Origin of the sequence: Caballeronia sp. ATUFL_F2_KS9A (genome assembly GCF_023630765.1) — a bacterium.
Classification (GTDB): Bacteria; Pseudomonadota; Gammaproteobacteria; order Burkholderiales; family Burkholderiaceae; genus Caballeronia; species Caballeronia zhejiangensis.
In genome coordinates this window covers 135521-155696 of sequence record NZ_JALQEK010000030.1, presented here as the reverse complement: position 1 = coordinate 155696, position 20176 = coordinate 135521, and the positions used below count along the sequence as shown (strand labels likewise).

The following is a 20176-nucleotide window of genomic DNA, read 5'->3' as shown; positions in this document are numbered from 1 at the left end:
GTCAGCGATGCCGCGCCGCGCGTTCGCCGAGCGAATCGTAGATCGGCGGCACGCGCAGGAGCATCGGCACGATCATCGCGGTGAAGCAGGCGGTGAGCATCGGCAGAAGCAGCGTGAAGCTCGCCGTCATTTCCGTGACGAGCACGATGCCCGTCACCGGCGCGCGCACCACCGCGACGAAGAACGCCGCCATGCCGACCACCGCGAACGTGGCGGTGTCGCCGGCGGGGCTCGCCATGCCGGGAAACCAGTCGAGACACACGCGGCCGAACACGAGGCCCGTCTGCGCGCCGAGCGCGAGCATCGGCGCGAAAAGGCCGCCTGGCGTGCCCGCCGCATACGACACCGGGCCGAGCACGAAGCGCAACGCGAACATCGCCGTCACGCTCGCGACGGTTCCCGCGCCGAGCAGCGCGCGCTCGGTGAGCGCATCGCCGCCGCCGGCGAGAGCCGGCGCGAACCACGCGAGCAGGCCGACCGCCGCGCCGACCACGGCGGCGCGCGCCGTCGCATGTTTCACCGATGCGGGCGGCGCGATCGAGTCGGCGACATCGAGCGTCCAGAGAATCACGCGGCTGTACAGCGCGCCGAGCAGCCCCAGCAACAGGCCGAGCACGAGATGCGCGCCGGTCATCTCGAAGCCGGGAAACGGCTGCGCGGGCAGATGAAAGTCGGGCAGATCGCCATGCAGCAGACGCGCCATCGCGATCGCGCTCGCCGATGCGCCGAGCGCCGCGACCGCCGTGCGGGTATCGAAACGGCGCATCAGTTCTTCGAGCACGAACACTGCGCCCGCGATCGGCGCATTGAACGCCGTGGCGAGCCCCGCGCCCGCGCCGGCCGCGAGCAGTACACGGCAATCGCCGGCATTGCGCCTGAAAGACGTGCCGATGGCATGTGCGATCGATGCACCCATCTGCACGGTCGGACCTTCGCGGCCGAGCGCGAGCCCCGCGCCGATGGCGAGCACGCCGCCCACGAACTTGATCGGGATGAGCACGAGCGGCGCGGGCGGCACGCTGCCGCGCAGCACCGCTTCGACGTGTGGAATGCCGCTGCCGCTCGCCATCGGCGCGAAACGCGCGACGAGCCATGCGGCGAGCGCGGATGCCGCCGTCGCCGCGAGCACGACGAGCACGATCGCCGCATCGTGGCCCGCGTGCGCCCACGCGACGAACGCGTTGCGCCAGATATCGCCGCGTTCGAGCGCGAAGCGAAAGAGCACGCCGATCGCGCCCGTCGCCGCCCCCACGACCACCGATGCCGCCGCGAGCGGAACGAGTCCTGCGCGCTCATCGTCCTGATTGGTGACTTCGTTATCGTTCATCGCGCATGTCGCTCCGGAATCGGCATGTGCAACGAAGCGTAACATCGCGCGGCGCGGCGGGCATGGGGCTTGCAAAACGAAAGTTATTTCGCCGCGAAGCCCGTCGCGGGGTATGCAGAGGCACACAGAGGCACATGAACCACGCAAACGACGAGCCGTTTTTTCAGCCAGGGCGCAATTGCGCGAGCGTGCGTCACGCAGATCGCTTCAGTCTGCTCATCGATGGCGCCGATTATTTCCGCGTGCTGCGCGAGGCGCTCACGCGCGCGGAGCGCACGGTGTTCATCCTCGGCTGGGATATCGATAGCCGCATGAAGCTCACGCCCGAAGGCGCGGACGACGGCTATCCCGAAGCGCTCGGCGATTTTCTGCACGCGCTCGCGGGCGACAAGCGGCGGTTGCGCATCTACATTCTCGCTTGGGATTTCGCGATGCTCTACGCATTCGAGCGCGAATGGCTGCCCGTCTACAAGATGGGCTGGCGCACGCACCGGCGCATCGCGTTCCAGATGGACGGCAAGCATCCGCTCGGCGGATCGCAGCATCAGAAGATCGTCGTGATCGATGATCGCGTGGCATTCGTCGGCGGACTCGATCTCACGCGCTCGCGCTGGGACACGTCCGCGCACGCGCCCGACGAGCCGCTGCGCCGCGATGCGAACGGCGCGGCATATCAGCCGTTTCACGACGTCCACACGATGTTCGATGGCGACGCCGCGCGCGAAATCGGCCAGCTCGCACGCGAACGATGGGCCCGCGCATGCGGCAAGCGCCTCGCGATTCGCGCGCATCGCGCGACGCTGCAGAACGATCCGTGGCCGCCTTCGCGACGCGTCGATCTCGAAGATGTCGATATCGCCATCTCGCTCACCGAGCCGGATTATCTCGGCCGCGAACCGGTGCAGCAGATTCGCACGCAGTATCTCGACGCCATCGCGCGGGCGCGGCGCAGCATCTATATCGAGAACCAGTACTTCACTTCGGGGACGATCGGCGCGGCGCTCGCGGATTCGCTCGCTCGCGAGGACGGACCCGATCTCACGATCGTCGTGCCGCGCAATCAGAGCGGCTGGCTTCAGGAAGTGACGATGGGCGTGCTGCGCGCGCGCCTGCACAGGCTTCTGAAAAACGCCGACGCGCATGGACGTTATCGGCTGCTGTGCCCGAGCGTGCCGAAGCTCGGCGACGCGATCGTCAACGTGCACAGCAAGCTGATGATCGTCGACGACGAATTGCTGATCGTCGGTTCGGCCAATCTGAACAATCGCTCGATGGTCCTCGACAGCGAATGCAACGTCTCGATCGATGCGGGCGCGGATGCGCGTATCCGCCGCGCGATCGCGACGATGCGCGACACGCTGCTCGCCGAGCATCTCGGTTGCGATATCGCGGATGTGGTGCGCGAACGAGAGGCGCGCAACGGCACGAATGCGGGAATTCAGGCGCTGTTGCGCGACCGCGACGAACATCGCACGATGGTGCCGCTCGATCCGCAAGTGTCGACGGAGCTCGACCAGCTGATTCCGCCCGAGGCGCTGATCGATCCCGAAACGCCGATCGCCGCCGACGAACTCGTCGATCAGTTCGTGCCTGCGGAAAAGACGCGTCCGCTCATCGGCCGCTTCGCGCTGCTCGGCATGTTCGCGCTGATGGTCGTGGTCGTCGCGGGTCTGTGGCACTGGACGCCGCTCGGCGATTACGTGAACCTGAAGTCGCTCACGAACGCGACGCGCCATATCGATTCGCTGCCGCTCGCGCCGGTCTGGATCGTGCTCGGCTATGTCATCGCGGCCGTCATGGCCGTGCCGATCACGTTGCTGATCGCGACGACGGGCATCGTTTTCGGCGCGTCCTGGGGCGCGGCTTATGCGTTCATCGGCACGACGATTGCAGCGGCGATATCGTATTCCCTTGGCAATTGGCTCGGCCGTGACGCGGTCCGCAAGCTCGCGGGCGCGCGCGTCAACCGGCTGTCCGAACGCGTGGCGAAGCGCGGCATCGTCGCGGTCGTCGTGTTGCGGATCTTGCCCGTTGCACCATTTGCGATCGTCAATCTCGTGGCGGGCGCATCGCATATCCGCATGCGCGACTTCATGATCGGCACGATGCTCGGCATGGGCCCCGGCATCTTTCTGACGGTCGCGTTCGCGCATCAGTTCGTCGCGTCGCTGCATCGGCCGACGGTCGGCTCGTTCGCGGTGCTGATCGGCATCGGCGCGGCGCTGATCGGCGCGTCGCTGCTGCTGCAGCGCTTTCTCGGCGGCAAGAATCGTCACGACGCGCACGAAGGCGCACCGAGCGATGCGGACAAATCGCGCGCCAGCGACGAAGCCAAACGCGCGAGCGAACTGCGCGAGAACGGCACGATGCCGCGCGAATCGTCGACGAAAAACGAGCGCCCCGACGAGGTCAACTCATGACGCTGATGCACGAGACCGTCATCGAACGCGAATATATGAAGGACGCGCGCGCACGCGAGCTGCGCATCGCCACATACAACTTGCATGGCGCGATAGGCATCGACGGCAAGTTCGCGCCGGAACGCATCGGCGCAGTGCTCGCCGAGATCGATGCGGACATCTTCGCGCTGCAGGAAGTGCCGCTCGGCGGCAGCGGCGCGCCCGATGTGCTCGACGTGCTGCAACGCATGACGAACCTGAACGCGGTCGCGGGCCCGACGCTCGACACGCCCGAACGGCGTTACGGCAACGCAGTGCTCACGCGCTATCCGGTGCGCGCGGTCCGCACGCTCGATCTTTCGTTCAGGAGCCGCGAGCCGCGCGGCGCGCTCGATGCCGATATCGATTGCGGCGGCGAACTCTGGCGTGTGGTCGCGACGCATCTCGGGCTTGCATCGAGCGAAAGGCGCGCGCAAGTGGAGCAAGTGCTGCAAAGCTTCGATACGCCCGCGCTGCCCGTGATCCTGCTCGGCGATCTGAACGAATGGTTCGTCTATGGCCGCACGTTGCGGCGGCTCGTCACGCACTTTCATCGCGCGAGTGCGTTGCGCACCTTTCCGACGCGCTATCCGCTCTTCGCGCTCGATCGCATCTGGGTGCATCCGGGCGAACGTCTCATGCGTGTCGATGTGCATCGCACGCCGCTTTCGCGTATCGCATCGGATCACTATCCGCTCATCGCGCATATCGCGCATCGCGCATTTGCATCGTCGATGCAGCGATAAAGCGCGCGACGTATGCGATGTAAACGCGGCTCCATGACTTGCGTGTCAGCGCGACGCCACGAAAAACCCCTATAAAAACGATATAAAAGCGCAAAAGACTCGCACGAACTCGCTTGGCCTATGTAGAATCCGGCGTGATACGAACGCATCGGTGCGAACGTATTCGAATATCACTGACCAAAAACAGGTAGGAGAAACATGCCGACTTCCGCTAAAACCGCTGCCAAGAAAGCCCCGGCCAAGAAGGCCACGGCGAAGACCGCTGCCGCACCGGTGAAGAAAGCAGCAGCACCGAAAGTTGCCGCGAAGAAAGTAGCCGCGAAGAAGACCACGAGCGGCGCTCCCACGCCGATCAAGGACACGTTCACGAAGGCATCGCTCGCAACGCATCTCGCAGATCGCGCCGCTGTCGACGTGAAAGCGGTGAAGGCCGTGCTGGTCGCGCTGGAAGACACCATCCTCGGTTCGATCCACAAGAAGGGCGCTGGCGAATTCACGCTGTCGGGCCTGCTGAAGATCACCGCGCAAGCCGTGGCCGCGAAGAAGAAGCGCTTCGGCAAGGACCCGTTCACGGGCGAGGAGCGCTGGTTCCCGGCCAAGCCGGCAAGCGTTCGCATCAAGGCGCGCGCGCTGAAGAAGCTGAAGGACGCAGCGGCTTAAGTCTCTTTCGCCGGCATCACGGCTTCGGTTTCGTTGGCGAAATCGAAGCGCGTCGAACAAGAGGCCAGCTTCCCTTCATCGGGATGCTGGCCTCTTTTGCTTTTGCGTTCCTTGCTTTTGCTTTCCTTATGACGCGCGCGCGTTGAAAGGCGCGAAGATCTCGCTCAACCAATCCGCGAAAACCCGTACGCGCGCGGAGAGCTGCCGGTTATGCGGATACAGCACGGAGATCGGCATCGGTGGTGGCGGAAGGTTGGGAAGCACGAGTCGCAGACGGCCATTGTTCAAAGCATCGTCGACGTGATAGCGCGGCACCTGCACGATGCCGAGTCCGGCGAGTGCGGCTTGCGTATAGAGTTCGACGCCCGACACCGAAACCGACGCCTGCAATTCGATGGTCTCGATACGCCCGTCGACGCTGAACTCCAGCGGCAATGCGCGACCCGTCGCGCTCGATACGAAGTTCACCGCGCGATGCGATGCAAGCGCTTCGAGATCATCCGGCGTGCCTTCACGCGCGAGATACGCGGGACTCGCCACGGTGACTTGTTCGAGCAGCGCGACGCGCCGGCCGATCATCGACGAATCCTGCAACATGCCCGCGCGCAGCACGCAATCGACGCCTTCGCGCACGAGATCGACGAGCCTGTCGTCCTCGCCGATATGCAGTTCGATCTGCGCATGACGCTCGAGAAACGCGGGCAGTCCCGGCATGATGAAATGCCGCGCGAGCGTGCCTTGCAGATTCACGCGCAACAAACCCTTCGGCTCCGCGTGCTTGAACGAGCCTTCCGCTTCTTCCAGATCGGCGATGAGACGCACGCAACGCCGATAGTGCTCTTCGCCATCGGGCGTGAGGCGCACCGTGCGCGTCGTGCGTTCGAGCAGGCGCGCGCCGAGCCGCTCTTCCATGCGCTTCATCAGATTAGTGACGGTGGCGCGCGGTATCTGCAGATCGTCGGCCGCTTGCGTGAAGCTGTGCCGCTCCGCGATACGCACGAAGACCTGCATTTCCTGGAATCGATCCATGGCGAATGGGCGGTGAATTGTTAAAGCTACTGGAACGATGATACTAATCCACGCACGATGATCGCGAAAACGGAATGATTCATCATGCTGCTCATCGAACAGCCACTTTGAGGAGCCCATCATGAGTCAGACCCAATCGAAACGCGTGGCGATCGTCACGGGCGCGTCGCGCGGCATCGGCGCCGAGATCGCGCGGCGTCTTGCACGCGACGGCTTCGCGGTCGCGGTGAACTATGCGTCGAGCGCGAAGGAAGCGGATGCGCTCGTCGTGCAATTGCGCGAAGCGGGAAGCACGGCGATCGCGGTAAAAGCGGATGTCGCCAAAGCCGACGACGTGCGCGACATGTTCGAGACCGTCGAAGCGCAGCTCGGCAAAGTCGATGCGCTCGTCAACAACGCGGGCGTTCTGAAGACCGCGCCGCTCGCCGACACGAGCGATGCGCTTTACGACCAGACGTTCGATATCAACGTGCGCGGCACGTTCAACACGCTGCGCGAAGCGGCGGCGCGCATGAAGGGCGGCGGGCGCATCGTGAACTTTTCGAGCACGACGCTCGCGCTCAACATGCCGGGCTACGCGATCTACAACGCGACGAAGTCGGCGGTCGAATCGTTCACGCATGTGTTCGCGAAGGAGTTGCGCGGACGCGGCATCACGGTGAATGCGGTCGCGCCCGGACCGGTGGCGACGTCGCTGTTCCTCGAGGGCAAGACCGACGAGCAGATCGCCACGTTCTCGAAGATGCCGCCACTCGAACGTCTCGGTCAGCCGGACGATATCGCCTCGATCGTCGCGTTTCTCGTCGGGCCCGATGCGGGCTGGGTCAACGGCCAGGTGCTGCGCGCGAACGGCGGCATCGCTTAAAGCATCAGCGCGAACTGGTCGTCGGCGGGTGCGCGGCGCTTCGTCGTCGCGCGTTTCGTCTGCTGTGTGACGGCGGCGCGCGCGGGCGCGTCCTGTACGACGAGTTGGAACGCAGGCCGCGCATCGCATGCGATCCATTGCAGTTGTTCCGGCGCGAGGCGCTTCGCGATCAGGCTGTACACATCGGAGTCGAACGGGCGTAGGTCGGGTGCGTCGGCGAGCAACGGCGCGATGCCGTCGCGTGTCGCGCATGTGCCGATATAGCACCATCGATCGATTACGTGCCACGCTTCGCGACCCGATGCTTCATCGCGCTCGCAGACGGCGATCGGCCCTTCGTGCGGCCATTTCACGAGGCGCGCGCCTTCGAGCGCATCGAGCGCACGCGAGGCGTGATCCGCGAGCGTTTCGATTCCCGCACACGACCCGAGGCAGCGTTTCACCTGATAGCCGAAGCAGCCGCGCCCCGGCGAAAGCGGCGCTTTTTCGAGGCCGAGCGTCGCGTGACAGAGATTGTGTTCATCCGCCAGATGGCGCATGAACGCATGCGCTTTCGCGCGCGACGCGAACACGCCGAAGAGATGTTCCTCGCGCGACAGATCGCGGTTGTTCGCCTTCACGAGCGTCGGCGCGTGCGCGCCCGGTAGCCACTGCCACGCACACGTTGCCGATGCGCCTTTGAGCAAGCGATTGTGCGTCGGCTTCAGCTCCTTCACGAGCTTCGCTTCGAGCAGCAGCGCGCCGAGCTCTCCGACCGTCTCGCGGCATTCGATGCGACGGATCGCCTGCGAGATCGACAAGTCCTTCTGAAGCCTGTGATCGCCCGAAAAATGCGCCGCAACGCGTTGTTTCAGGTTGATGCTCTTGCCGACATAGAGCGGCACGTCGTCGTCGCCGTGAAAGAGATAGACGCCGGGCGCCGACGGCAACGCATCGAGCGCGCCTTCGGGCAGCGCGGCGGGCAAGCTCGCGCGGCGCACGAGCGTTTTGATGGCTGCGTCGACGAGATCCTGCGAATAGAGCGCGTGAATCTTCTGCCAGAACTGCCAGAGCAGGTCGGCGTCGGCGAGCGCGCGATGGCGTCCTTCGGGCGCGAGGTTCAGCCGCGCGATGAGCGCATCGAGACCATGTCTTTCGACCGATGGAAAGAGCGCGCGCGACAGCCGCACCGTGCACAGCGTATCCGCGCGAAACGCGATGCCCGCGCGGCGAAAGGCGTTCTTGAGGAAGCCGTAATCGAAGCGCGCGTTGTGCGCGACGAAGAGCTTGCCGTGCAGCCGCTCGGCGAGCGCGGGCGCGAGCGATTCGAAGGTGGGCTGGCCGCGCAGCATGGCGTCGTCGATGCCGGTCAGGCGCGCGATGAACGGCGGGACCGGCACGCCCGGATCGACGAGCACGCTCCAGCGCTCGATGCCCGCCGTGCTCGCTTCAACGACGCCGATTTCGGTGATGCGGTCCTCGGTCGCGTTCGAGCCGGTGGTTTCCAGATCGACGAAAACGATCGGTCGCGCGAGTCCTGCGAGAAGGGCATCGGCGAGGGAATCGGCTTCGTCTTCGAAAGCGTCGGACATGATGAAACGTTGAGCGTTGAGCGGGCAGTCTAGCGCGAAACGGCCGTGCACCATGAACGCGCGCTAAAAAAGTGGCGCACGTCGCGCACTTTCGTCCGATACTGCAAGGAAATGCGGTAAAAAAACGAAGGACGCAATGATGCAGATCTACGATGAAATGCGTCAGGACGACACCGTGCGCAGTCACTACGCGCGGTTTTCACGCTGGCTCGCGCAGCAGCGCCCCGAAACCATCGCGAGAAAGCGCGCCGAAGCGGACGTGCTGTTCCGGCGCGTCGGCATCACGTTCGCGGTGAATGGCGATCTGTCCGGCACCGAGCGGCTCATTCCCTTCGACATGATTCCGCGCATCATTCCCGGCGACGAATGGCGCGTGCTCGAAGCCGGTTTGCGGCAGCGCGTGCAGGCGCTCAATCTCTTTCTGCACGATATCTACCACGACGGCGACATCGTGCTCGCCGGGCGCGTTCCGGCCGAACAGGTCTACACGAACGCGCAATATCGGCCGGAAATGCAGGGCGTCGACGTGCCGCTCGACGTCTACGCGCATATCGCGGGCGTCGATGTGGTGCGCGCGGGCGCGGCGGGCGAGTTCTACGTGCTCGAAGACAATTTGCGCGTGCCGTCGGGCGTGTCGTACATGCTCGAAAACCGCAAGATGATGATGCGGCTCTTTCCCGAACTCTTCGTGCAGAACCGCGTCGCGCCGGTCGCGCATTATCCAGACCTGCTGCTGGAAACATTGCGTTCGATCGCGCCTGAAGGCGTCGACGATCCGGCGGTCGTCGTGCTGACGCCCGGCATGTACAACTCGGCGTACTTCGAGCACACCTTCCTCGCGCAGCAGATGGGCGTGGAACTCGTCGAGGGCAAGGATCTTTTCGTCGACGACAACTATGTCTTCATGCGGACGACGCACGGCCCGCGCCGCGTCGACGTGATCTATCGCCGCGTGGACGACGACTTTCTCGATCCGCTCGCGTTTCGTGCCGATTCGGCGCTCGGCATTCCGGGCTTGCTGACGTCGTATCGCGCGGGGCGCGTGACGCTCGCGAACGCGATGGGCACCGGCATCGCCGACGACAAATCGATCTATCCCTTCGTGCCCGACATGATCGAGTTCTATCTCGGCGAGAAGCCGATCCTGAACAACGTGCCGACGTTTCAGTGCCGCAAGCCCGACGATCTCGCGTACACGCTCGCGCATCTGCCGGAGCTCGTCGTGAAGGAAGTGCACGGCGCGGGCGGCTACGGCATGCTCGTCGGGCCGGCATCGACGCAAGAGGAGATCGAAACCTTTCGCGCGTTGCTGCTCGCGCGGCCCGAAGGCTATATCGCGCAGCCGACGCTCGCGCTCTCCGCGTGCCCGACCTTCGTCGAGGCGGGCATCGCGCCGCGTCATATCGATTTGCGGCCGTTCGTGCTGTCGGGCCGCGAAGTGTCGATGTGCGCGGGCGGCCTCACGCGCGTCGCGCTGCGCGAAGGCTCGCTCGTCGTCAATTCGTCGCAAGGCGGCGGGACCAAAGATACGTGGATGGTCGAATGACATGCTGAGCCGAACCGCCGATCACCTGTTCTGGATGGCGCGTTACATGGAGCGCGCCGAGAACACCGCGCGCATGCTCGACATCAACATGGAAGGCGCGCTCCTGCCGCAAACGCCCGAGCAGGAAGCGCGCGCGCAGCGTTCGGTGCTGAAGATATCCGAGCTGGAAGACATGTTCGACGCGCGTCATCCGGGATCGCGCTCGCGCGAGGACATGCTGCACTTCATGGTCGCCGATGCGCGCAATCCGTCGAGCATCCTCTCGTGCCTGCAGGCGACGCGCGAAAATGCGCGCGCGGTGCGCGGCACGCTCACCACCGACGGCTGGGAAACGATCAACTTCACCTGGCTCGAATTCACTCAGCGCCTCGCGAACATGGAACTGCAAACGAGCCCGGATGCACTGTTCGAATGGGTCAAGTACCGCTCGAATCTGTGCCGCGGCGTGATGCAGGGCACCGCGCTGCGCGACGACGCGTTTTTCTTCATGCAGCTCGGCGCGTATCTCGAACGCGCGGACAACACGGCGCGCATTCTCGATGTCCGTTTCGCCGATGCCACGCCGAACTCGCGCGAAGCCGCGCGGCAGCTCGATGACTTCTACTACTGGACGTCGATACTGAGTTCCGTGTCGGCGCTGGAGATTTATCGCAAGGTGTATCGCGATGTCGTGACGCCCGCGCGCGTCGTCGAACTGCTGATCCTCAACGAGCAGATGCCGCGTTCGCTGCTGGCATCGCTCGACGGCGTCTGCGACACGCTCGCGAAATTGCGCACGGACGCGTCGAAGGAATGCGAGCGTTTCGCGGGCAAGCTGCGCGCCGATGTGCTGTATGCCGACATCCGCCAGATACTCGAAACGGGCGTGCACGCGTGGCTGACGCAGTTTCTCAAGCGTGTCGACGAACTCGGCCTGCGCGTGATGCACACCTTCCTCATGTTGCCGATCGCGTGAATCATGCTGCTGACCATTCGCCACGACATCCGCTATCGCTACGCCACGCCGGTCACGTATTCGATCCAGCAGTTTCGCGTGAGTCCGGCGAGCGGCGCGTCGCAGATCGTGCGGCACTGGCATGTCGAAGCGCCGGGCAAGCTCGACCTCACGCGCGACGCCTACGGCAACGCGCTGCACACGCTCGTGCTGACGAAGCCGCACAGCGAGATTCATGTGAGCGTGGCGGGCGAGATCGAAACGGAGGCTTTATCCGATGGCCGTCTCTTCGATGAAGCCGGTCCGATTCCGCTCGAACATTTCACCTGTCCCACGCGGCTTACCGCGCCCGATGCCGCGATCCGCGAGCTCGCGCACGGCGTCGACGCGCTCGATACGCCCGCGTCGCTCATCGCGCTGACGGAGCGTATCGGCGAGCGCGTGCGGTATCGCACGGAGCCGGCGTATGCGGCGGGCACGGCGGCGCAGGCGCTCGCGAGCGGCTTCGGCGATGCGCGCGATCTCGCGCATCTGATGCTCGCGTGCTGCCGCGCGCGGGGCGTGCCGGCGCGCTGCGTGAGCGGCTATCTGGATGCCGACGTGCACGCCTGGACCGACGTGTGGATCGAGCACGGCTGGGTGTCGATCGATGCGACCCGTGCGGCGTTCGCGGGCGAGCGTCATTGCCGCCTTGCCGTCGCGCGCGATTACGAATCGGCGGCGCCGGTGCGCGGCTCGCGCGTCGGCGGGAAGGAGGAAACGCTGACGGTGCATGTGAGCATCGATACACAGCCGGATCAGTGAACGCATCGATGCGACGCGCGTTCGCGCTCAGTACAATGTGGGTTTGCTTGTTTCAGGACGGATCGACATGACTTATTGCGTGGGCATGTGCGTGGACGAGGGACTCGTGTTCCTGTCCGACACGCGCACCAACGCCGGCGTGGACCACGTGAGCGCCGCGCGCAAGATGGCTGTTTTCGAACAGCCGGGAGAGCGCGTACTCGTCCTGCTCGCGGCGGGCAATCTCGCCTTGACGCAGGCGGTGACGCATCTGCTCGTGGAGCCCTCCGATCCGAACGCGCCCACGCTGTATAGCGTCCAGACGATGGCGGAAGCCGCGCGCATCGTCGGCGATGCGGTGCGCGAGGTGCATCGGCGCGACGCGCTGTCGCTCGCTGAATTCAGCGTCGACTTCAATTGCAGCTTCATCCTCGGCGGACAGATCTTCGGCCAGCCGCCGCGACTCTTCATGATCTACGCGGCGGGCAATTTCATCGAATCGACGCGTGTGTCGCCGTATTTCCAGATCGGCGAATCGAAGTACGGCAAGCCGATCATCGATCGCGTGATCACGCCGTCGTCGCCGCTCGACGAAGCCGCCAAATGCGCGCTCATTTCGATGGATTCGACGCTGCGCTCGAATCTCTCGGTCGGTCTGCCGCTCGATCTGCTGGTCTACGAGAAGGACTCGCTGCGCGTCACGCGCTTCGCCACGCTCGACAACAACAGCGCGTACTACCAGATGATCAACAAGACCTGGGGCGAGCGTCTGAGGCAGCTTTTCGGCGAGATTCCGAACCCTTCGTGGACCGAGCTCGACAATGTTCCGCTGCGTCCGCGCGAGACGCGCAGCACGGTGCCGCGGCTCGTCATCGGCGATCTGCCGTGCCCGGGCGCGCCCGCGCAGACGCTCGCGCAAGACGTCGAATCGAACGGCAACGCGCCGCATCAGTGAGCGGCTTCAGGGGCACGGCAGCGGCAGCGCAATGCCCGACCTGACCGCTTGCATCTTTCGCGGCGAATCGGTGAGCACGGCCGTCATGCCGATACAGGCGGCGGCGCGATAATCGTCGGCGTTGTCGATGCCGATCGCGAGGATCGGGGTCTCGCCTCTGGTGCGAAAGCACTGCACCGCTGCGGGCGTCCAGAGTCTCGACGTCACCGCCGAGCGCGCTTCCCCGAGCGTGAACGTTTCGACCAATTCCATCTTTCTCGCATACTCGAACGCGGTCCATCTTCCGGGCGACGGTGCGTCCTTGCACGTGGATTCGAGCGCCACGTAGGCGAGGCGGGCGCGTGTCGCATCGCGCGACTCGAACAGCCGCGAACGTGCCTGCGGATAGGCCGAGAAGGCCCGTTGATAGGCGGCATCGGTCGAATAGATCAGCACGCGTGACCACGCGTTTTCCTCGTCCAGCACGCGCGCGACCGCCGCCGTCTGAGGTCCGGCGGGCAATGCCTTCATGTCGAGCATCACGGGTACGTCGGGCGGAATCACGCGCAACGCCTGCGCGAGCGATGGAATACGCAGCGCGTGATCGCGATACGGATAGCGCGTCACGCCGTTTCCATCGGCGAGGGCGAAGTTCCGTCCGGCGTCGAGATGTTGCAGCGCGCCGAAGTCGTGGTCCGCGACCGTTCCGTTGCCATCCGTGTTGGTCGAGAGATCGGCCGGGCGATAGAGCACCGGCACGCCATCGCGGGTGAGTTGCACTGTGAGCCAGATCGCATCGGCGCGATTGTGCAGCGCGCCCTGGATGGCGATCAGCGTGTTCTCCGGGTAATCGGCTGCGCCGCCGCGATGCGCGATGATCATCGGCAAGGCGGACGCGTGCGCAGTATCGGACCGATGCGCGGCTGTCGTGCAGGCGGTTGCGGCGATGCACGCCGCCATTGCAAGCGGAGCCAGAAGTCTTGAGCGAAGCGGCATTCAGCGAACCCCCGGGGCATTGAGATTCGGCCGATTCTGCCGCCGTTGTCCGGGCGGGATGACGCGCACGCGGTTGATTCAACACTTTGTTGCGCTTGCCGCTTTCGGACGCGAAAAAAAACAGCCATCGGAAAACCGATGGCTGTTCGAGGATGCTGCAGTCCTTCCGGCGCGGCACTCGCGTGCCACGCCAGTCGGTTGTTCTTAGAACTTGTGGCGCAGGCCGATGAGCACCAGTTCCTGGTGGCTGCGGCCGCTTGCGAAACCGAAGTCGCTGATCGAAGCTTGCGCTTCTTGCGTCGAGCCGTCCGCGTTGCGCTGCGTGCCGCTTGCGTGCTGATACGCGCCGACAGCGTAGACGTCCGTGCGCTTCGACAGCGAGTAGTCCGCGCCGATCGAAACCTGGTGGTAGTTCGCCGACGTGTCGCCGCTGCCGTGCGTGTACGTGTAGCCCAGGCCGAGCAGCGTTGCCGGCGTCAGCTGGAAGTTCAGGTACGCGTTGGCGACGTTGAACTTCTCTTGTTCCGTGAACGTCGAGCTGCCGTCGTTCTTGTACTGAGCGAAGCTGTACGAAGCGCCGGCCGTGAACGGACCGAACACGTACTGGCCTGCGCCGCGCGCGATGGCGACTGCGTGGGCCGTCTGGTAGCCGACGTTGATCACCGTGTTGAACAGCGAATCCGACGACGGGCTGTTCCAGCCGGTGGTGCCGGTCGTGCGGCCAGCCGTCGGGTTGTTCACGTACAGGTAGCTGGCGGCCAACGAGAACGGACCGTTGCCGTACGTTGCAGCGGCACCCCAGGTCTGGCCCTGGCCGGTAGCGCCCGCGAGGTTGCTGAAGCCGTAGATGCCTTCGAACTGGAAGCCGGAGAACACCGGCGACACGTACTTGACGGCGTTGCTCACGCGCAGGCTGTTGTCGTAGTTGTCGACGTCGCCCGGCGTTGCGAAGGCAGCGCCCCAGTAGTTGTCGGCCGTGAGGCCCTGAACCATGTCGACCGACGGGTCATACTGACGACCCAACGTGACCGTACCCCACTGGTTGCCGCTCAAACCGACGAACGCTTGACGGCCGAACAGACGACCACCCTGGTTCGACTGACCCGTGCCCGGATCGAAGCCGCTTTCCAACTGGAAGATTGCCTTGAGGCCGCCACCGAGGTCTTCCTGACCCTTCAAGCCCCAACGCGGGCCGGACAGCGTGCCGTTGACCATGCCGAACAGATGGTCGCCGTTTTCGTTGGCGTGGCTCACATATGCGAGACCGGTATCGATCACGCCATAGAGCGTCACGCTCGTTTGTGCTTGCGCCGCGCCTGCTGCGCCGAGCAGCGCCAGCGAGAGGGACGTCAGTGCGATTCGTTTCATCGAATTCTCCACGCGAATGATTAATCGTTGTTGCCGGCGCAGAGAATAACGCAACGTTTCGTAACTTCAGAAACGAAAAAATATTGACTGTCTCGAAAAACACACACTTGGGCGTGAAGCCCGCCTGTCAAGGTTCTCAGGCAGTCGCAAGGGGAATTTTGGGAGACAGGGCTATCGCGGAAAAGTTCCGCGCGCAATCGGACATTTGAATCGGATTTTCCGGACGCCGATATTCGATTACTTGCTTTTCAAATAACAAATCGCTTTCCCGGCGCGCGATCTTTCGGATTCGACGGACAGCCGCGCGACATAGCGCGCAAGCGCCTCAGCCTCGGTCGTTTTCACGCGCGGCATCGCGACGCGAAAGCAATGCGAGCGCCATTCCCGCGCCTGCCGCCACGAGCACCGCGCGCCACGGATGCCGCCGCACCGCAGCATTCGCATGCGATGCCTTGCGGCCAGCGCCGACCATCGCGAGCGCGGTGGCGCGCGTGGCCGTCGATTCGGCGCGCGCGAGCTTGCGCGACAACGCCAGCGCCCGCGCGACGGCGGATACCTTCTTGCGCGCCTGTCCCGTCAGTTGTTGCGCGTGTTGTGCGCGGGCGCCGATCGCGCGGCGCGCGCTCGCGGTGGCGGGGGCATCGTCAGGAGCGCTTGCCGGCGTGAGCGGCGCGGCGGCGGATGCGGCGCCGGCGACCGGTACAGCCGTGCGCGTCGAGGCCGCGAGCAGCGAGCCAATCTTCGCGCGGCTGCCCGGCGGCACGCGGCCATTGTTCTGCTGTCCCCATGCGCCGCGCGGATCGTGCATTCGCGCGCGCGCCGCCGAAAATTCCGCGCCCAGCAGGAGCACGGCGGCGGAGAAGTACAGCCACATCAGCAGCACGGCGAGCGAACCCGCCGCGCCGAACGCGCTCGCGGTGCCCGCGTGGGTCAGATACAAGGCGAACAGCTTCTTGCCCGCCGAGAAAAGCAGCGCGGAGACGAGCCCGCCGACGAGCGCATCACGCCATTGCACGGGCGCATCGGGGAGGAACTTCATCAATGCGCCGAACGCGGCGGTGAGAATCGCGAGCCCGACCACGAGCTGCACGACATCGCCGACGATCACGAACGGCGAATTTGCCCACAGCCACATGCCGACCGCCTGAATCGCGGTATCGAGCACGAGCGAGACGATCAGCAGAAACGCGACGCCGAGCACGAGCCCGAACGACACGAGCCGCACGCGCACCAGCGTCATGATGCTGGAGCGCTGCTCGCCGCTCATCGGCCAGACGATGTTGAGCGCCGTGTTGAGCGATGAAAACGTCGCCGATGCACCGACCGCGAGCAGCACGAACGAGATGATCGCGGCGATGCCGGTCCCGCTGCTGCGATGCGCGTTCTCGACGATGCTCTGCACGCCCGCCGCGGCCTGATCGCCGATGAGTCCGTTCACTTGATGAAAAAGTTGCCCGCGCGCCGCCTCCGGTCCGAAGATCCAGCCCGCGACGGCGATCACCATGACGAGCGTCGGCGCGAGCGAGAACGCCGAGTAGAACGCGATGCTCGCGGCCATCGCGGCGCAGCGGTCTTCCGAGAACTGCTTCAGCGCGCCGAGCGCCCACGAAGCGTCTTTCTTCACCACCGCTTCGATCTTCTGGGTTGAGACGGAACTCATGGCGACCTCTCGGTTCGATGAATGGAGCGCGAATGTTTCACCTCGTCGAGCACGTTCCATTCCAGAACATGCGTGGCCAGGCGCGGCGCTTGCTAAAGCGACAAGGTTGCGTATGAAGTATTCGTTGCATGCAACGCGCGCAAGACCTGTGATTGGTGCAAATACCGTGTCAACCTGTCTGCGGGATGTAATCGGGCACCATATACTTTAGTAACCCAGTAACCCACATTACGACGCGCCGAGGGCAATCATGCTCCAAATGTCACGGCGACAGTTCCTCAAGGTCTCTGCGAGCACGCTCGCCGGTTCGAGCCTGGCGGCAATGGGCTTCTCTCCGGCTCCCGCGCTCGCCGAAGTCCGGCAATACAAACTGTCGCGCACCACGGAAACGCGCAACACCTGTCCGTACTGTTCAGTCGGGTGCGGCATCCTCATGTACGGTCTCGGCGACAACGCCAAGAACGCAAAATCGAGCATCATCCACATCGAAGGCGATCCGGATCATCCGGTCAATCGCGGCACGCTCTGCCCGAAAGGCGCATCGCTCATCGACTTCATACATAGCCCGAGCCGGCTGACGTATCCCGAGCATCGCGCGCCGGGGTCGAACGAGTGGAAACGCATCTCGTGGGAAGAGGCGCTCGATCGCATCGCCGAGTTGTTGAAGGAAGATCGCGATGCGAATTTCGTCGAGAAGACGCCCGACGGCAAGACGGTCAATCGATGGCTGACTTCGGGCTTTCTGGCGGCGTCGGCGGGAAGCAACGAAGTTGGCTATCTGACGCACAAGACGGTGCGCAGTTGGGGAATGCTCGCATTCGATAATCAGGCGCGTGTCTGACATGGCCCGACGGTGGCAGGTCTTGCCCCGACGTTTGGCCGTGGAGCGATGACGAACCATTGGGTCGACATCAAGAACACGGACCTGATTCTCGTGATGGGCGGCAATGCAGCCGAGGCGCATCCGTGCGGCTTCAAGTGGGTGACGGAGGCGAAGGCGCATCGGCGCGCGCGTCTCATCGTCGTGGACCCGCGCTTCACGCGCACGGCATCGGTCGCGGATTTCTACGCGCCGATTCGCACCGGCACGGACATCGCGTTCCTCGGCGGCGTCATCAACTATCTGCTCACGAACGACAAGATCCAGCACGAGTACGTGAAGAACTACACGGACATGTCGTTCATCGTGCGCGAGGACTTCGCGTTCAAGGACGGCGTGTTCTCGGGCTATGACGCGGAACATCGCAAGTACGACAAGACGAGCTGGGATTACGAGCGCGGCGACGACGGCTATGTGAAGACCGATCCGACCTTGCAACATCCGCGCTGCGTCTACAACCTGTTGAAGCAGCACTACGCCGCCTACACGCCGGAAATGGTGACGAAGGTTTGCGGCACGCCGACCGACAAGTTCCTCAAGGTCTGCGAGATGCTCGCGACGACCGCGGCGCCGAATCGCGCCGGCACGATTCTCTATGCGCTCGGCTGGACGCATCACTCGGTCGGCGCGCAGATGATTCGCACGGGCGCGATGGTGCAGCTTCTGCTCGGCAATATCGGCATCGCGGGCGGCGGCATGAATGCGCTGCGCGGGCACTCGAACATTCAAGGCCTGACCGATCTCGGCCTGATGTCGAATCTGCTGCCCGGCTACATGACCTTGCCGATGGAAGGCGAGCAGGAATACGAGGACTACATCAAGAAGCGCGCGTCGCAGCCGCTGCGGCCGAATCAACTGAGCTACTGGAAGAACTATCGCGCGTTTTACGTGAGCTTCATGAAGTCGTGGTGGGGCGATAACGCGACGGCCGACAACAACTTCGGCTATGACATGCTGCCGAAGCTCGACAAGTCCTACGACATGCTGCAGGTCTTCGAGCTGATGGCGCAGGGCAAGATGAACGGCTACATCTGCCAGGGCTTCAATCCGCTTGCGGCGGCGCCGAACAAGGCGAAGATCGGGCTCGGCCTGTCGAAGCTGAAATGGCTCGTCATCATGGATCCGCTCGCGACCGAGACGTCGGAGTTTTGGAAGAATCACGGCGAATTCAACGATGTCGATTCGTCGAAGATTCAGACCGAAGTGTTCCGTCTGCCGACGAGTTGCTTCGCCGAAGAGCGCGGCTCGCTCGTCAGTTCGTCGCGCGTATTGCAATGGCACTGGCAGGGCACGACGCCGCCGGGCGAAGCGCGAAGCGATCTCGAGATCATGTCGGGATTGTGGCTGCGCATGCGCAAGGCATATCAGGAGAAGGGCGGCAAATATCCCGATCCGATCCTGAAGATGACGTGGCCGTACGCGGACCCGGAAAGCCCGACGCCGGAAGAAATCGCGATGGAGTTCAACGGCCGCGCGCTCGCCGACGTCACCGATCCGACCGATCAGACGAAGGTCCTCGCCAAACGCGGCGAACAACTGGCGAGCTTCGCGCAACTGCGCGACGACGGCTCGACCGCCAGCGGATGCTGGATCTTCTGCGGATCGTGGACGCAGGCGGGCAACCAGATGGGCCGGCGCGACAACTCCGATCCGACGGGCATCGGGCAGACGCTCGGCTGGGCGTGGGCGTGGCCGGCGAATCGGCGTGTGCTGTACAACCGCGCATCGTGCGATGTGAACGGCAAGCCGTTCGATCCGTCGAGAAAGCTCGTCGCGTGGAACGGGCGCGCGTGGGGCGGTCCGGATGTCCCCGACTTCAAGGTCGACGAACCGCCGGACAAGGGCATGAGTCCGTTCATCATGAATCCGGAGGGCGTGGCGCGATTCTTCGCACGCGACGGCATGAACGAAGGCCCGTTCCCCGCGCACTATGAGCCGTTCGAGACGCCGCTCGGCCATAACCCGTTCTTCCCCGACAACAAGGCGGTGACGAGCAATCCGGCCGCGCGCGTCTTCCCCGACGATCGCGCCGCGTTCGGCACCGCCGACAAGTTCCCGGACACCGCGACCACGTATCGCCTCACCGAGCACTTCCACTACTGGACCAAGCACGCGCGGCTCAACGCGATCGTGCAGCCGCAGCAGTTCGTGGAGATCGGCGAGGAGCATGCGAAGGAAGTCGGCGTCGTCGCGGGGGATCGCGTGAAGGTGTCGAGCAATCGCGGGCATGTCGTCGCGGTGGCGCTCGTCACGAAGCGCATCAAACCACTGACTGTGGAGGGCAAGAAGGTGCACACCGTCGGCCTGCCGCTGCACTGGGGCTTCAAGGGCCTCACGCAGCCGGGCTATCTCGTCAACACGCTCACGCCTTCCGTGGGCGACGGGAACTCGCAGACACCCGAGTTCAAGTCGTTCCTCGTGAAGGTCGAGAAGGCATAG

At 64.4% G+C, this 20176-nt stretch carries 15 protein-coding genes; 9 read left to right on the top strand and 6 right to left on the bottom strand.

What is annotated here, in order from left to right; genetic code table 11:
• Window position 1 precedes the first annotated feature (1 nt).
• Window positions 2-1327 carry a H(+)/Cl(-) exchange transporter ClcA gene (gene clcA, locus NCS67_RS18735; protein ID WP_250436083.1) on the bottom strand — a complete coding sequence of 442 codons (1326 nt, stop codon included), beginning with the start codon at window positions 1325-1327 and terminating at the stop codon, window positions 2-4.
• A gap of 134 nt (window positions 1328-1461) precedes the next feature.
• On the opposite strand from clcA, the gene NCS67_RS18730 reads away from it, so the two are divergent.
• From NCS67_RS18730 to NCS67_RS18720, 3 genes are all read left to right on the top strand, one after another.
• Window positions 1462-3747, top strand: a complete 2286-nt coding sequence (locus NCS67_RS18730; protein WP_250436082.1) for a VTT domain-containing protein — start codon at window positions 1462-1464, stop codon at window positions 3745-3747.
• Window positions 3744-4511, top strand: a complete 768-nt coding sequence (locus tag NCS67_RS18725; protein ID WP_008352800.1) for an endonuclease/exonuclease/phosphatase family protein — start codon at window positions 3744-3746, stop codon at window positions 4509-4511. The genes NCS67_RS18730 and NCS67_RS18725 overlap by 4 nt, the downstream gene beginning before the upstream one ends.
• A gap of 198 nt (window positions 4512-4709) precedes the next feature.
• Window positions 4710-5171, top strand: coding sequence for an HU family DNA-binding protein (locus NCS67_RS18720; protein WP_008352802.1), 462 nt, complete (start codon window positions 4710-4712; stop codon window positions 5169-5171).
• A 126-nt stretch (window positions 5172-5297) separates the two neighbouring features.
• Here NCS67_RS18720 and NCS67_RS18715 read toward each other — a convergent pair whose 3' ends face one another.
• Window positions 5298-6200: a LysR family transcriptional regulator gene (locus tag NCS67_RS18715; RefSeq protein ID WP_033536698.1), complete on the bottom strand. Its 903-nt coding sequence runs from the start codon at window positions 6198-6200 to the stop codon at window positions 5298-5300.
• A gap of 121 nt (window positions 6201-6321) precedes the next feature.
• On the opposite strand from NCS67_RS18715, the gene NCS67_RS18710 reads away from it, so the two are divergent.
• The gene (locus NCS67_RS18710) at window positions 6322-7065 is read left to right on the top strand and encodes an SDR family oxidoreductase (RefSeq protein WP_175979546.1); all 744 of its coding nucleotides are present in this window, start codon (window positions 6322-6324) and stop codon (window positions 7063-7065) included.
• Here NCS67_RS18710 and NCS67_RS18705 read toward each other — a convergent pair.
• Window positions 7062-8636: a 3'-5' exonuclease family protein gene (locus NCS67_RS18705; protein WP_250436081.1), complete on the bottom strand. Its 1575-nt coding sequence runs from the start codon at window positions 8634-8636 to the stop codon at window positions 7062-7064. The genes NCS67_RS18710 and NCS67_RS18705 overlap by 4 nt on opposite strands.
• Window positions 8637-8775: 139 nt before the next feature.
• Between NCS67_RS18705 and NCS67_RS18700 the strand changes: the two genes are divergently transcribed.
• The 4 genes from NCS67_RS18700 to NCS67_RS18685 all read left to right on the top strand — a co-directional run bounded on the left by NCS67_RS18700 (window position 8776) and on the right by NCS67_RS18685 (window position 12854).
• Window positions 8776-10182, top strand: a complete 1407-nt coding sequence (locus NCS67_RS18700) for a circularly permuted type 2 ATP-grasp protein (protein ID WP_033536712.1) — start codon at window positions 8776-8778, stop codon at window positions 10180-10182.
• Window position 10183: 1 nt separating this feature from the next.
• The gene (locus NCS67_RS18695; protein WP_250436079.1) at window positions 10184-11137 is read left to right on the top strand and encodes an alpha-E domain-containing protein; all 954 of its coding nucleotides are present in this window, start codon (window positions 10184-10186) and stop codon (window positions 11135-11137) included.
• 3 nt (window positions 11138-11140) lie between these two features.
• Window positions 11141-11920 (top strand): transglutaminase family protein, encoded by a 780-nt coding sequence (locus NCS67_RS18690; protein ID WP_250436077.1) that lies wholly within the window; start codon window positions 11141-11143, stop codon window positions 11918-11920.
• Window positions 11921-11987: 67 nt separating this feature from the next.
• Entirely contained in the window at window positions 11988-12854 is an 867-nt protein-coding gene (locus tag NCS67_RS18685; RefSeq protein WP_008352816.1) for a proteasome-type protease, read from the top strand.
• A gap of 6 nt (window positions 12855-12860) precedes the next feature.
• Here the strand turns inward: NCS67_RS18685 and NCS67_RS18680 are convergent, their stop codons facing one another.
• The 3 genes from NCS67_RS18680 to NCS67_RS18670 all read right to left on the bottom strand — a co-directional run bounded on the left by NCS67_RS18680 (window position 12861) and on the right by NCS67_RS18670 (window position 16857).
• Window positions 12861-13793: a glycerophosphodiester phosphodiesterase family protein gene (locus NCS67_RS18680; RefSeq protein ID WP_008352817.1), complete on the bottom strand. Its 933-nt coding sequence runs from the start codon at window positions 13791-13793 to the stop codon at window positions 12861-12863.
• A gap of 240 nt (window positions 13794-14033) precedes the next feature.
• A complete protein-coding gene (locus NCS67_RS18675) occupies window positions 14034-15197 on the bottom strand; it encodes a porin (RefSeq protein WP_008352819.1) in 1164 nt (387 codons plus the stop codon).
• 325 nt (window positions 15198-15522) lie between these two features.
• A complete protein-coding gene (locus tag NCS67_RS18670; RefSeq protein ID WP_008352820.1) occupies window positions 15523-16857 on the bottom strand; it encodes a YihY/virulence factor BrkB family protein in 1335 nt (444 codons plus the stop codon).
• A gap of 250 nt (window positions 16858-17107) precedes the next feature.
• Here NCS67_RS18670 and fdnG point away from each other — a divergent pair, with 250 nt between their 5' ends.
• Entirely contained in the window at window positions 17108-20176 is a 3069-nt protein-coding gene (fdnG, locus tag NCS67_RS18665; protein ID WP_144403755.1) for a formate dehydrogenase-N subunit alpha, read from the top strand.